Consider the following 13402-nt stretch of genomic DNA (forward strand, 5'->3'; position numbering starts at 1 on the left):
GCTCCGCCCCCGTATGCCTGACTGCCGATGTCTTCCGCCCTGTTGATCGCTGCGGCCGTCGTGTTCGCCGGACCCGCGGACGCCGGCGAGACGCTCACGCCCGGCGAATGGCCGATGTTCCGCGGTCCGAACGGCAGCGGCGTGGGAACCGACCCGCTGCCGGCGGATCTCATCCAATCGAAGTATCTCCGCTGGCAGGTGGACGTACCGGGCCGCGGTTGGGGCAGCCCGGTCGTCGCGGACGGCCCGGAAGGACCGACGATTTACGTCCCCACGGCGATGCCCGACGGCACGCAGATGGACGTGCTGGCCTACGACCTCGCCACCGGCGAGCGCCGCTGGCTGCGAAAGCTGTTTCGCGTCGCCGAGCCGGACTTCACCCACCCCACCAACACCTACGCCAGCTGCACGCCGGTCGCGACGAACGAAGCGGTCTTCGTGCATTTCGGCAAGTACGGCACCGCCCGCCTCGATCCCGCGAACGGGCATGTGGTGTGGGAGCGTCGCGACTTTGAATGCGATCACTTCCGCGGCCCGGCGTCCTCCCCGCTGCTGGTGCAGGTCGACGGTTTGAGTCCGCGGCTGATCGTGCCGTTCGACGGCGTGGGGGAGGACGACCAGTACGTCGTCGCGCTGGACGCGGCGACCGGCGAGACGTTGTGGCGGACGAATCGCAACCCGGAGGTGCAGGAAGTCGTGCCGGACCTGCGGAAGGCGTACGGGACTCCGGTCTTGGCCGAGATCGGCGGCCGCACCCTGGTCGTGACGACCGGCGCCATCGCGACGGACTTCCTCGATCCTGCCACCGGGGAGCGCGTCTGGCGAATCAAGCACGGCGGGATGAACTCCGGGAGCGCTCCGCAGGTGATGGACGAACCGGATCCATTTCAGGGCGGACCTGCGATCCTCGTCACCACCGGAGATGCGCCGACCTCGATGGCGATGCTGACTGTGGAGGACGCTCTGGACGCCGAATCCGCTCAGGCCGGCACGTCGAAGGCGAGTCCTCCGAAGCTCGTCTGGTCTTCGAACAAGTCGGCCCCGAAGCGCACGTCGCCGCTCAGGCTGGACTCCGACCATGTCCTCACGGTCGACGACGGCGGCGTTGCATCGCTCATTCACCTGGGCCGTTCCGAGCCTGCCGCTGGAGGCGAGGTCGAATCGCGCGTTCGCCTGGGCGATTCCTACTGGTCCTCGCCGGTCATGGCCGGCGCGATCTTCACGTTCGGCAAGGAAGGAACGGCCGCGACGCTGAGCACCGGCATCTTCCGCGGCAGGGCCGGCGCCCCGATCGAATTGAAGGTCGAAGAGAAAACGAGCTTGGACGAGGGCGTGTGGGCGACGCCCGCGCTCGCCGGCGGCGGACTCGTGCTGCGGACGGAGCACACGCTGCGGTTCTATCACCCCGAAGGAACGACGAAATGACACTCCGCCTGCCGTTCCGCCTCACCAGCGGCTGTCTCCTCGCGGCGAGCATTCCGGCGCTGGCCGTCGCCCAGCAGGGCGACGGGAGTGCGAAACCGAAGTTCCCGGAGGTGCCGGCGGACGTGTTCTTCCCGGACCCGTTTGCTGTATTCGAAGACCAGACGCCCGTGCCCGGCGCCGCCCCGGTTGCGCCCTCCGCGGTGATGAATCCGGCGGAAGCGCCGGTCACGGGCGGGCCGGTCGATGCGGTCGCGGTCGGCGGTTCGGACGAGCCGGAGACCGCCGCCGTCGATTGGGCGGCGCTGCTTCCGCCGGATGCGCTCGACGCCCAGGTCCGCGCCGTCATGGAGGAACTGGCCAGAAACAGCCGCGACGTGCAGACCTACAACAACGCCTACCTGTCGATCCCGCCGGCGGCCGCGGAACTCGGTTCGCTCTTCGCGGTCGGATCCCGCTACGACAAAGGCGTGGCGTGGTCGGACAACGCCGCGGCGCTGGCTCGAAAGGCCGCCGAGATCAACGAGACCCAGCTTCGCCGCGGCGCCGGCGGTCAGAAGCAGGTGGCCGATCCGCTGCGGACGCTGGATGCGCTGCTCAACGGCGGCGGGGCCGGCGGCGGCGAGGTGGTGGACTTCGCGGAGGCTGCCGACTTCAACCTGATCATGAAGCGTTTTCAGGTGGGCGTCGACTCGCTCAAGGCGCTGGCGTCCTCCGCCCAGCTGATGGAGGCGAATAAGGAGGCCGTCGAGCGCGAGGCGCGGGTTCTGTCGGTGCTGAGCGAAGTCAGCGCCGACGAATCGCACGGCTGGGGCTTCGAGCAGGAATTCGTCGCGCTCTCAAAAAAGATGACGAAGGCCGCCTCGGAAACGGCCGCAGCGGTCGGCCAGGACTTCGACACGTTCGACGCGGCCCGTCGACGCCTATCGCAGACCTGCTCCGACTGTCACGGCGAATACCGCAACTGAGGCGGCGTTGTGGCGGGAGGTCTCGTGTCTCGGTCCGGCTGCTACCGCGGTTGGGGCGGACTCGGTTCATCGGCGACGCGTTCACACTCGACGATGATCCCGCCGAACTTCAACGCCTTGTGGACGGGGCTGAGGTGGTGGCGCCGCACCCACGGCAGCCCGGCGGCGGCACACGCCGCCGCGAGTTCGTCCGGGTTGTAGGTCCGGCACTTCCAGGTCCGGCTGTTCCATTGACCGGTGACGTTGTCCGCCGTGCAAAGCAGCAGCAGGCGACCGCCCGGACGCAGCACGCGGGCCATCTCTTCCAACCCCGGCGCCGGATCGGGGAGGTGTTCCAACACCCATCCGGCCGTAACGCAATCGAACGCCCCGTCGACGAACGGCATCCGCAGCATATCGCCGGCGACGTACCCCGGCTCGTGACCGTGGCGGACGGAGCGAGCCTCCATCCGACGCCGCGACCGTCGCAGCATCTGCTTGGAGAGATCGAACGCCGTCAAGCGGGCGTCCGGCGAGGCTTCGCGAATGAGATGGCCGAGGATCTGCCCGGCCCCGCTGCCCACGTCCAGCACGTCGCGGAACCGCGTCACGTCAAATCGGGGCGGCCGCCGCTCTTCGCCACGCCCCGGGGGAGGAGCCTTGAGCAGTTGGCCGATCAACGGCTCGTGCAGGCTGACGGCGCTCGCCAACGCCAGCACGGCGCCGGCCGGTCCGTCGTACAAGCGACGCGTGAGATCGCGGTTCTGACCTTCCGAACGCTCCACGACCGGAGCCTGCCCCGCACGCCGATCCCGATTGGCGAGGCGCCGCCGGGCCGCGAACCGACGAGGGAGCCGCCGCAGTTGACGAACGACGCGGTCCGCCGGACTCGGAGGTCCGATACGATCGGCTTCGTTGTCGAGTCCGGACTGACCAGGCGGCGGAGCGACGGGGAGCGGGGGGGGAAGCAAGGCGTACCTCAACCGACGGAACTGCACCGTTATGACGGGGCGGGGGGAGCGGGGCAACGTAACCGATGCCCGTGTCTGCGGTTGGGGCCGACCCGGGGACGGTTCGACCGATGGGGTAAGGGTTGAAGCGCGGCGCCGGCCGCACGATACTCGCTCGGTCTCCCACCCGGCCCGATCCCCCGTATGACCACTCCAGCCTCGCCCGGCGCGGCCAGGGATCGCATCCACGAGCAGGTCCGCACCCTCGCGGCCGGCGGCGCCGCGGAGATTGACACGGCCGAGGGGCCGGTGCGGGTCGTTTCTTTACTCACGCGGCCCGACTGGAGCGACGGAGAGACGGGGCCGATCCTGCTGCTCCGCGATCCATCGGAGTTCCTCGACTACTTCCCGCGTCTGGCGGCGGCGGCGTCCCGCACCACGGCCCGCTGGTGGCCGGGGGCCGTGACGGTCGAAGTCAGCGGCTCCGCGGAAGGGCTCGCCCGTTCGCTCTACGGCCAGACTCCCGAATCCGCCGCTCGCACCCGCACCCGTTGTCCAGACGATCCGGCCGTCGCCGCGGTTCTGGAACTTAGTCCGACGCCGCTGGTGCAGGTCGGCGGACAGGCGACGGAGACGCTCGTTCGCCTCGACGACGACGGCCGCTGGGAGATTCTTGTGGAAGGCACGATGAGCCAGCGGGATCTCGCGGAAAGGCAGGGCGAGACGATCGTCTTCGTGTGCACCGGCAACACCTGCCGAAGCCCTCTGGCCGAGGCATTGCTTCGACATCGTCTCTCGCAGGTTGAAGCCCCGGCCGTCCGCGTCGTCTCCGCGGGACTCTCCGCCGGATACGGCTCCGCGGCGAGCCCGGAATCCGTCGATCTGGCGAGGAGAGCCGGGGCCGATCTGGACGCCCACCGTTCACAACCCCTCACCGAAGACCTGCTGGACTCCGCGGATCGCGTGATGTGCATGACCAGGGGGCACCGCGACGCCATCCTGCGGCATCGGCCGGACGTGCGGGATCGCGTCACGCTGCTGGACGCCGCCGGCTACGATATTCCGGACCCGATTGGTGGAGAGATGGCGGACTACGAGGCCTGCCGGCTGGCAATCGATCGGGGCCTCGATCGATTGATGGCCGACCTCGGACTCGCCCCCGAACCGGACGATCCGCCGCCCGGTCGCAGCTAGCCCGACCGCCGGATTCCTACTCACATCCTCCCCAAGGATCGGGATCATACGATGTCCAATCCCTCCAAAAATGACGAATCATCCGGCGCCGACGACCTATCGGAGTCGGACACGATGCTGCACCCCATCCCGGGCCACGTGGCCAGCGGCCACGAAGGGCCCTGGCGAATCGCCGTCGCGAGCGACCACCGCGGTCAGCACGTGAAGGGCCGCATCCTGGATCGAATCCGGGAGTTGGGGCACACGACCGAAGACTTCGGCCCCGGCGACGAGACGAGCGTCGACTATCCGGACTTCGCCGCCCGGGTCGCGGAAGCGATCGGCTCCGGCAAGTTCGATCGCGGGATCCTGATCTGCGGGTCCGGGCTGGGGATGTGCATCGTCGCGAACAAGTTTCCCGGCGTCCGGGCCGTCCCCTGTCACGACGACCTCAGCGCGGAAGTCTCCCGGCTGCACAACGACGCCAACGTGCTGTGCCTGTCGGCGGATCTGCTCGGCGAGCGGTTGATCGACCGCATGCTGGAGCTCTGGCTGTCGACCGGCTTCGAAGGCGGCCGGCACGCCCGTCGGCTGGAGAAGATCGCCGCATTGGAACGCAAGGTCGCCGGTCTTCCGCCCGAGGATTAGCTCGCCCGCAGCGTCGCGGGGGGCTATGGTCCCGATTTCGACTCCGCCCCCAGATCGTTTCCACGATGTCGCCCGACGAACTGCACTACCTTGAGAGCCACGAATGGGTCGGCCGCGACGGCGACGTCGCGGTGGTCGGCATCAGCGAGTTCGCCGTCAACCAACTGACCGATCTTGTCTACGTCGACCTGCCGAAGGTCGGCGACACCGTGACCCGCGGCGAGACCTTCGGCGAAGTCGAAAGCGTCAAAGCGGTCTCCGATCTCTACTCGCCGGTCACCGGCGAGGTGCTGGAGGTGAACTCCGGTTTGGAAGACGACACCAGCCCGCTGTCCGAAGATCCGTTCGGCAAGGGCTGGTTGATGAAGGTGAAGCCGTCCGACGACAGCGTCGAGGGGTTGATGGACGGTCCCGCGTATCGCGAGTTTTGTAAGACATCGGACCAGTGAGTCCGGCGAACGACCCGGCCGCGTCGGTCTGACGCCGGGCGAGACGATCCGTCGTGGCTACACTGCGACGGCTCGCCGCCTCCCTTCAGCACCACATCCCCCCGCAGCGTCTTGGCGTACCTCTTTGATTCACCCGACGACGTCTCCGCGATGTTGGCGGAGGTCGGGGCGGAGTCCGTCGAGGATCTCCTCGCGCAGATCCCCGCGTCCGTCCGGCTCGATCGCCCCCTGAACCTCCCCGAGGGGCTGTGCGAGTCGGAGTTGCAACGGCACGTCGCGGCGCTCGCGGAGCGGAACCGTCCCCGCGACGCGGCGAACTTCGTGCACGGCGGAGGAGACCGCGTCTGCTTTCTCGGCGGCGGCGTCTACGACCACTTCGTTCCGGCCGCGGTCGATGAAATCGCCGGCCGCGGCGAATTCTACACGGCCTACACCCCCTATCAGGCGGAAGCGTCGCAGGGCAGTCTGCAGGCGTTCTTCGAGTTTCAAACGCTCGTCTGCCGCCTGACCGGCTTCACCGTCGCCAACGCCAGCCTGTACGATGGCGGCACCGCGGCGGCCGAGGCGGCGCTGCTGGCCATTCGGGAGACGAAACGGGAGGGCCGCGTGGTGGTCCTCGGGTCCGTGCACCCGGAGTACCGCCAGACGCTCTCCACGCTGCTGGAATACCTGCCCGCGGACGTGGTGACGGTCGATTGCCCGAACGGCGTGACGGACGTCGCCGCGGTCGAGGCGGCCCTGACGGACGACACCGCGGCGCTGATCGTCCAGCACCCGAACTTCTTCGGGAATCTGGAAGACGCGGAACGCCTGTTCGCCGCCGCGAAGGCGAAGGGCGTGATCTCCGTGCAGGTCTTCGACCCGGTCACGCTGGGCCTGTTGAAGTCTCCGGCAGAATTGGGCGCGGACATTGCCGTCGGCGAGGGGCAGGGGCTGGGCATTCCGATGCAGTACGGCGGCCCCTACCTCGGGCTGTTCGCCTGTCGTGAGGAGTTCCTCCGCAAGACGCCGGGGCGCTTGATCGGTCGCACGGAGGACGCCGACGGACGCGAGTGTTACGTCCTCGCCCTGCAAACCCGCGAGCAGCACATCCGCCGCGGAAAGGCGACCAGCAATATTTGCTCGAACCAAGGGTTGCTGGCGCTGAGGGCGACGGTGCATCTGGCGTTGCTCGGCCCGCAGGGGCTGCGCGAGGTCGCGGATCTGTCCGTGCGGAAGACGCATTACCTCGCCGATCGTCTGTGCGAAACGCCCGGGGTGACGAAGGCGTTCGACGCTCCGTTCGTTCGCGAGGTCTGTCTGCGCGTGGAGGGCGGGGCGCGAGGCTTGTTGGGAACCGCGAGGGCGGCCGGATTCGATTTGGGGCCGGCGCTGTCTCGATTCCCGGCCGAGTTGTTCCCCGCGGAGATGCGGGCGGAGGAGCTGGTGCTCGTCGCGGCGACGGAACGGCGGACGAAGCAGGAGATCGACCTGCTCGCCGCCGCGCTCTCCGACGATCCGGCCGCGACTCCGCTCGACCGCGGCGAACCCGTGCTCGCCGTCGCCTGACTCGCTTCGCACCTCCCCCGAACAGCGCCCGGCCGACGACGTTTTCGGCCTCACCCCGAGCTTGCCATGCGGAATACTCTCGCCATCCGTCCCCTGACGGAGATGTCCCGGCCCGGCTACCGCGCCGCGCGGTTCCCGACCCCGGACGTGCCCGACCACGCCCCCGCCGACGTCCTGCCGGCCGGCGCCCTCGCCGCGGCTCCGCCCGAGTTGCCGGAGCTGACGGAGCCGGACGTGATTCGTCATTTCACGAATCTGTCGACGCTTAACATGAGCGTCGACACCCACTTCTATCCGCTCGGCAGTTGTACGATGAAGTACAACCCCAAGCGGCACGAACGCCTCGCGGGGCTGCCGGGCATTGGCGACCCGCACCCTTATCGGGATGAGGCGGACCTGCAGGGGATGCTGCAGATCCTGCATGAATTGCAGGGGATGCTGGCGGAGATCAGCGGCCTCCCCGCGGTCAGCTTGCAGCCGGCGGCCGGCGCTCAGGGCGAGCTGACGGCGCTGCTGACGGCCGCGGCCTACTTCCGCGACCGCGGCGAGGGGGAGCAGCGTCGCAAAGTGATCTTCCCCAGCTCCGCGCACGGTACGAACCCGGCCAGCGCGGCGCTCGCGGGGTTCGACACGGTCCAGCTCAAGCCGACGAAGACCGGCCTGACGGACCTGGACGAGCTGGCGTCGAAGGTCGGCGAGGACACCGCCGTCTTCATGATCACCAACCCGAACACGCTGGGCCTGTTCGAGAAGGACATCGAGGCGATCACTGCCCTGCTGCACGATCATGGCGCGCTGGTCTACATCGACGGGGCGAATATGAACGCGATCCTCGGTCTGACCCGGCCGGGCGATTTCGGCGGCGACATGATGCACTACAACGTGCATAAGACATTTACCGGCCCCCATGGCGGCGGCGGCCCCGGCGCCGGGCCGATCGCGGTCCGGGATTTCCTCGGTCCGTACCTGCCCGGTCCGGTCGTGAAGAAGGTCGGCGGCACGCCGGAGCGGCCGGAATTCGCCCTGCACACGCCCTCCAAAAGCATCGGCCGCGTCCGCAGCCACTTCGGGAACGTCGGCATCCTGCTGCGGGGCTATTTCTATCTGCGGACGTTAGCTGCGGCGGGCATGCGCGACGTCTCGGAGCGGGCCGTTCTCAATGCCAATTACCTGCGGAGCAAGCTGAAGGACGTGCTGGAGATCCCGCATCCGGCGCCCTGCATGCATGAATTCGTCGCGAGCGCCTCGCGGAGCAAGAAGAACCGACAGATCTCCGCGATGGACGTCGCGAAGCGGTTGCTCGACTACGGCGTGCACGCCCCCACGGTCTACTTCCCGCTCGACGTGCCGGAGGCGTTGATGATCGAGCCGACCGAAACGGAGTCCAAGGCGACGCTCGATCAGTTCGCCGACATCGTCCGGGACATCCTGACCAAGGAGGACGCCGAGACGGTGAAGACCGCTCCCCACACGACGCCGGTCCGGCGGCCGGACGAGGTGAAGGCCGCCCGCCAGCCGGTCCTGTGCGGCGTCGCGAAGGGGTGCGGAACGGTGCCGGTGGACGAGGTCACGGTCTCCGCGTGATTTCGGTTCCCATCGAAACGACTCCGCGGAGCGGGGCGGCGAACATGGCCGCGGACGCCGCGATGCTGGACGCCGCCGCAAACGGCGTCGCCGCGGGGCGTTGGTATCGGTGGACGGAGGCGACCGTCTCGCTCGGCCACTTTCAGGAGGAAACCGATCTCGACTGCGTCGTTCCCCCAGACCTGCCGCTAGTCCGGCGACTCTCAGGGGGCGGGGCGATCGTGCACCATCACGAGTGGACGTATGCGCTCGCGGTGCCCCGCGGTCATGCCCTCGCCGCGCGGCCGGAACAGTTTTACGAAGCGGTTCACGGAGAATTAATCGCGGCGCTCGGCACATCCGGAGTCGCGGCCCGATTGCGGGGCGAGCGGCCGACGGAAGGACCGGATCCGGCGCTTTGCTTCCGCCGTAGCGACCCACGGGACGTGGTGATTACGGACGCCGACGGCGTGGAGCGGAAGATCGTCGGGAGCGCCCAGCGCCGGCGCAAGGGGGCGGTCCTGCAGCACGGCTCGCTGCTGATCACAGCCTCGCCGTACGCTCCGCATGTGCCGGGGCTTCGTGAGACGCAAGGGATAACGGACGCCCGGGCGGCAGCGATCGTGCGGGACGCCGCCGTCCGCTTCGGCCGGTTACTCACGGCCGGCTCCGCGAGCGGACCGTTCGGGGGTCCGAGCCTTATTGACGACCTCCCGAAGCCGCTCTAGATTTCATGGGCCCCGGAAGCGCCCGACGAGCGGTATTCCGCTTCTCAACTAAGATTGAACGAACATGCTGTCCGCCCAACTGGTCGTCCGTGGGGGCAAGCATGAGGGGAAACGCATCGTCCTGGAACGCGGTCGATTCCTCATCGGCCGGGAACAGGACTGCAATCTGCGTCCCAGCAGCGATCTCGTCAGTCGGCATCACTGTGTCTTCCACGTCGACGACTTTACGGTCCGGCTGCGAGATCTCGGCAGTACGAACGGGACGTTGGTCAACGGCGAACGGCTCAGCGGGGAACGAACCCTGGTCGCGGGCGACCGCGTGACGGTGGGGAAACTGACCTTCGAGGTCGCGCTCAAAGAGGTCGCAGACGAGCAGGCCGCGGCCGAGCAGGGGCCGTCCGAAGAGATGTCCCTGCCGACCGACGGCGCGGATACGTCCTATGAACTACCGGTGAATCCCGGTCAGTCCGATTCTCAGGCCGAGGGAGCGACGATGCCGGTCCCCGGGCCGAACCCGAACGATACGGCGATGTTCCCGGCGAACCCGGGCTATCCGCCGCCGGGATACGGCTATCCGCCGCAGTATCCGGGATATCCGCCGCAGTATCCGGGGTATCCGCCTCAGTACCCGCAATATCCGCCCCAGGGCGGCCCGACGCCGGCGCCGCAGCAGGAGGGAGGCGACTCCAAGTCCTCGGCGCCCCCCGTGAAGCTTCCGCCCCCGCCGAAACGCGATTGAGTCGGCTGCCGTCGGCGGCAGGCGTTTGTGGGCGTCCGACGGGGATCGCATACTCGCGGCGTTCCGTTCGCCTTTCGTTTGCCCCCGAACCGCCCGATGGCCGACCCCGCCAACCCCGTCAAACCCGCCGGCGCTAATCCGGAGGACGTGAAGCGTCGTTACCGGGAGTTCCTCGATCTGCTTCCGCTGACGCTGTCGCTCGCCGGCCTGCCGACCAGCGAATCGGGTCGCTATTACACGGAGGAGCAGATCGAAAGCCGCGCGTTCACGATCAAATCCGCCTGGCGTCTCGCCCGGCAGACCACGCGGGAGTGTCTGCAGAAGTAGTTTTTCGCCGGACCGAGGAACGAGCGAAGATTTTTCGCACGTCGTCGAAACCCGTTCGTGGCCGGGCGGGTATATCCCCGTGACCGGACCTCCGTTCGGCCTCCCGCACACAACCCGCATGAGCGACGACTCGGACGCCGCCCTCGCCCGTCGCGCCATCGACGGAGACGACGCCGCTGCCGCCGCCCTCGTGCGACGGTATCAGCGGTCGGTTTTCGGGGTCTGCCTACGGATGCTGGGGCGTCGGGAGGACGCCGAAGATGTCGCCCAGGAAGCTTTTCTGCGGCTGTTCAAGCACCTCCATCGCTGGGATGCGTCCCGCCCGCTTCGCCCCTGGCTCATGACGATCACCGTGAACCGCTGTCGTACGGCTCTCAGCCGCCGGGCGAGAAAGCAGCCGCTGCTGCCGGGCGATCTGGATCCGACAGACACGTCCGTGCCGCTGACGGACGCGGCGCTCGCGGAGGAGCTGCAACGGGCCGTCGACGGTTTGCGTGACGATCATCGGGCCGCGTTCGTGTTGTTTCATTACGAGGAAATGAGCTTGCAGGAGGTCGGCGAAGCGCTTGAACGCCCGGACGGGACGATTAAGACCTGGCTGCATCGTGCCCGCAAACAGCTCTCCGAAACGCTCTCCCGGCGCGGTATCCAGCCGGACCAACGTCGCTCTGATTCCCCCCGTTCCCTGACCCGGGAGCCTATCCGTGCCTAATTCCCCCCCGGAGATCGAACCGCTTCCCGAGTCGCTCCGTCTGACGCTGCCGGCGTGGCGGGCGGACCTGGACGTGCCGGATCTTGCGCCGGGCGTCGTCCGTCGTCTGAGGTCGACCCCGACCGTCGAACCGCCGCCGCGGAATTGGGCGCACGTCGGCTGGGCGACGCTTGCGGCAGGGCTGTTGATCGCCTCGTCGTTTGTGCCGAACGCTTTCCGCCAAGGCGTCGATCAAGATGCGGAATCCGCGATCGTGGAAGCGCAGCCGATATCGGCGCCCTCAGGCACGAACTTGCAGCCGCTGGACGGTTCCGAAACAACGGTCGTTCGGGTGGAGACGCCGCCCGAAGATACGGACGAGAACATTCGCGAGCCGCGCGCCTTCCCGGCAGATCGGCTCACATTGCGAGAAAACTTGCTCCCCAAGGATCTCTTCTCCGCGGATCGGTTAGCGGGGGCGTGGGCCGCCCTGCCGGACCCGAACAGGACGTGGCGGGACGAAGTTCGGGACGGCGTGCAGCCTTTCCGCGACGGCGCCCAGACCGTCGCGACGTTGTTCGCCGAAGCGCTCCCGCCGGCCCGCCGGCCGTACTGATCGAGCGGCGGCGGGGCGGGGCAGCGCCCGTCAGGGCGACGCCGTCGTCATATTCGAAGCGATCCGCAGGCAGAACCGGATCGGCCGGCGCGACCGGACCGGCGCCCCTTCGCGAGCCGGAACTTCTTGCCCGAACGGTCAGGTTCACGGTGGTTGGGGGCCGATGAAGTTTGTGCGGCGGGAGGCCGCCGCGACCGGACGGACTCGGTTTTCTTCCCCCCAGTGAACAGCCCGATGTCCGCCACCTTGAACGCTCCCGCCTCTTCCAAGAAGCGAACCGCACACGTCAATCGATTGGCGGTCGTCGATCGGCGGGCCCGCGCCCGCCGCCAAGCGCTCGCCGAAGACACCCCGCCGCCGGTCGAACGCCGCACGGTCGAACGTCGGAAGCAGATCGATCCGACGACCTGCGAACGCGACTACAGCGATGACGAAGTCGACTTCATGCGGGCGATGGACGAATACAAACGCCTCGCCGGCCGACAGTTCCCGACCTGGAGCGAAGTGCTGGAGGTCGTTCGCGCGATCGGCTACGAGCGTGTGAACGCCTCGGTGGAGATCTCGACCATCCTCGAAGATGACTGAACGGAAGGCTGCTTGAGGCTCCCGGGGGGGATTGCAGGTTCGATGCGAGACCCCGCAGGTTCAAAACGAAGCACGGCGGCGGGACGAGAGTCTCGCCGCCGTGCTTGCGTTACGGTGCGGAGATGTCCGCCGAGTTCGACCTGATCCGCTCGCTCCAACGCGCCGCTCGACCGGACTCGCGGACGCCGTTGGGAATCGGCGACGACGCGGCGGTCCTGAACCTCGCCGGACGTCCCGTCGTCTGCTGCGATCTGATCGCCGAGGGGACGCACTTCCCGGCGGAGACCCCGCCGGACCTCGTCGGTCGGAAGGCATTGGCCGTGAACCTGTCGGACTGTGCCGCGATGGCGGCAACGCCGACGGCGGCGTTCGTCGGACTGCTCGTGGATCGTCGCCGCGGCTTCGCCTATGCCGAAGCGATCATGGGAGGGCTGACCGAGCTGGCCGAGCAGTTCGACGTGACGCTCGCCGGGGGCGATACGGCCACGCACGACGGGCCGACCAGCGTGTGCGTGACGGTCGTCGGAACGTGCGAACGGGAAGTGCGACGCACCGGGGCCAGGCCGGGCGACGCCCTCCTGGTCACCGGTTCGCTCGGCGGCAGTTTGCCGTCCGGTCGCCATCTGACGTTCCCACCGAGGGTCGCCGAAGCCCAGGCGTTGGTCGCGGCGGCGAACCTGCACGCCATGATCGATCTCTCGGACGGTCTCCTCGCTGACTGCGGACGGCTCTGCGAAGCGTCGGGCGTGTCCGCAGAGCTGACAGCGGAGGCGATCCCCGTCGCCGAGGGCGCCGCGGGGCTACGGGCGGCTCTGACGGACGGCGAAGATTTCGAATTGCTGTTCGCCGTCGCGGAGACCGATGCGGTGCGTCTCCTGGCCGATCCCCCTGTCGACTGCGGGTTAACCCGAGTCGGTCGCATCGGCGCAGGCGCCGGCGTGACGGTCCGTGACGCTACGGGAGAACCGCTGTCGTTCCGCACGGCCGGCTACGAGCATCAATTCGCCTCGTAATCG

At 68.2% G+C, this 13402-nt stretch carries 15 protein-coding genes; 14 read left to right on the plus strand and 1 reads right to left on the minus strand.

What is annotated here, in order from left to right; translation table 11 throughout:
- Window positions 1–27 precede the first annotated feature (27 nt).
- Complete coding sequence (locus LzC2_RS00180; RefSeq protein WP_171182467.1) at window positions 28–1425, plus strand: outer membrane protein assembly factor BamB family protein; 1398 nt, start codon at window positions 28–30, stop codon at window positions 1423–1425.
- Complete coding sequence (locus LzC2_RS00185) at window positions 1422–2390, plus strand: cytochrome c (RefSeq protein WP_171182468.1); 969 nt, start codon at window positions 1422–1424, stop codon at window positions 2388–2390. The genes LzC2_RS00180 and LzC2_RS00185 overlap by 4 nt, the downstream gene beginning before the upstream one ends.
- Window positions 2391–2431: 41 nt before the next feature.
- On the opposite strand, the gene LzC2_RS00190 is transcribed toward LzC2_RS00185, so the two are convergent.
- Entirely contained in the window at window positions 2432–3154 is a 723-nt protein-coding gene (locus tag LzC2_RS00190; RefSeq protein WP_171182469.1) for a class I SAM-dependent methyltransferase, read from the minus strand.
- Between the two features lie 369 nt (window positions 3155–3523).
- On the opposite strand from LzC2_RS00190, the gene LzC2_RS00195 reads away from it, so the two are divergent.
- The 12 genes from LzC2_RS00195 (at window position 3524) to LzC2_RS00250 (ending at window position 13399) form a co-directional block, all read left to right on the plus strand.
- Window positions 3524–4513, plus strand: coding sequence for a low molecular weight protein arginine phosphatase (locus tag LzC2_RS00195; RefSeq protein ID WP_171182470.1), 990 nt, complete (start codon window positions 3524–3526; stop codon window positions 4511–4513).
- A gap of 114 nt (window positions 4514–4627) precedes the next feature.
- Window positions 4628–5140: a ribose 5-phosphate isomerase B gene (gene rpiB, locus LzC2_RS00200; RefSeq protein ID WP_171182513.1), complete on the plus strand. Its 513-nt coding sequence runs from the start codon at window positions 4628–4630 to the stop codon at window positions 5138–5140.
- A gap of 65 nt (window positions 5141–5205) precedes the next feature.
- The gene (gene gcvH / locus LzC2_RS00205; RefSeq protein WP_171182471.1) at window positions 5206–5589 is read left to right on the plus strand and encodes a glycine cleavage system protein GcvH; all 384 of its coding nucleotides are present in this window, start codon (window positions 5206–5208) and stop codon (window positions 5587–5589) included.
- 111 nt (window positions 5590–5700) lie between these two features.
- Complete coding sequence (gene gcvPA, locus LzC2_RS00210; RefSeq protein ID WP_171182472.1) at window positions 5701–7137, plus strand: aminomethyl-transferring glycine dehydrogenase subunit GcvPA; 1437 nt, start codon at window positions 5701–5703, stop codon at window positions 7135–7137.
- Between the two features lie 66 nt (window positions 7138–7203).
- The gene (gene gcvPB, locus LzC2_RS00215) at window positions 7204–8721 is read left to right on the plus strand and encodes an aminomethyl-transferring glycine dehydrogenase subunit GcvPB (protein WP_171182473.1); all 1518 of its coding nucleotides are present in this window, start codon (window positions 7204–7206) and stop codon (window positions 8719–8721) included.
- Complete coding sequence (locus LzC2_RS00220; protein WP_171182474.1) at window positions 8718–9428, plus strand: lipoate--protein ligase family protein; 711 nt, start codon at window positions 8718–8720, stop codon at window positions 9426–9428. Before gcvPB ends, LzC2_RS00220 begins: the two co-directional genes overlap by 4 nt.
- Window positions 9429–9492: 64 nt before the next feature.
- A complete protein-coding gene (locus LzC2_RS00225; RefSeq protein WP_171182475.1) occupies window positions 9493–10167 on the plus strand; it encodes an FHA domain-containing protein in 675 nt (224 codons plus the stop codon).
- A gap of 96 nt (window positions 10168–10263) precedes the next feature.
- Window positions 10264–10494 carry a hypothetical protein gene (locus LzC2_RS00230; protein WP_171182476.1) on the plus strand — a complete coding sequence of 77 codons (231 nt, stop codon included), beginning with the start codon at window positions 10264–10266 and terminating at the stop codon, window positions 10492–10494.
- 118 nt (window positions 10495–10612) lie between these two features.
- The gene (locus LzC2_RS00235; RefSeq protein ID WP_171182477.1) at window positions 10613–11206 is read left to right on the plus strand and encodes an RNA polymerase sigma factor; all 594 of its coding nucleotides are present in this window, start codon (window positions 10613–10615) and stop codon (window positions 11204–11206) included.
- Complete coding sequence (locus LzC2_RS00240) at window positions 11199–11801, plus strand: hypothetical protein (RefSeq protein ID WP_171182478.1); 603 nt, start codon at window positions 11199–11201, stop codon at window positions 11799–11801. The genes LzC2_RS00235 and LzC2_RS00240 overlap by 8 nt, the downstream gene beginning before the upstream one ends.
- Before the next feature lie 234 nt (window positions 11802–12035).
- Window positions 12036–12386 carry a hypothetical protein gene (locus tag LzC2_RS00245; RefSeq protein WP_246254591.1) on the plus strand — a complete coding sequence of 117 codons (351 nt, stop codon included), beginning with the start codon at window positions 12036–12038 and terminating at the stop codon, window positions 12384–12386.
- 122 nt (window positions 12387–12508) lie between these two features.
- Window positions 12509–13399 (plus strand): thiamine-phosphate kinase, encoded by an 891-nt coding sequence (locus LzC2_RS00250; protein WP_171182479.1) that lies wholly within the window; start codon window positions 12509–12511, stop codon window positions 13397–13399.
- The last annotated feature ends 3 nt before the right edge of the window (window positions 13400–13402 follow it).

Source organism: Alienimonas chondri (assembly GCF_013036045.1).
Taxonomy (GTDB): domain Bacteria; phylum Planctomycetota; class Planctomycetia; order Planctomycetales; family Planctomycetaceae; genus Alienimonas; species Alienimonas chondri.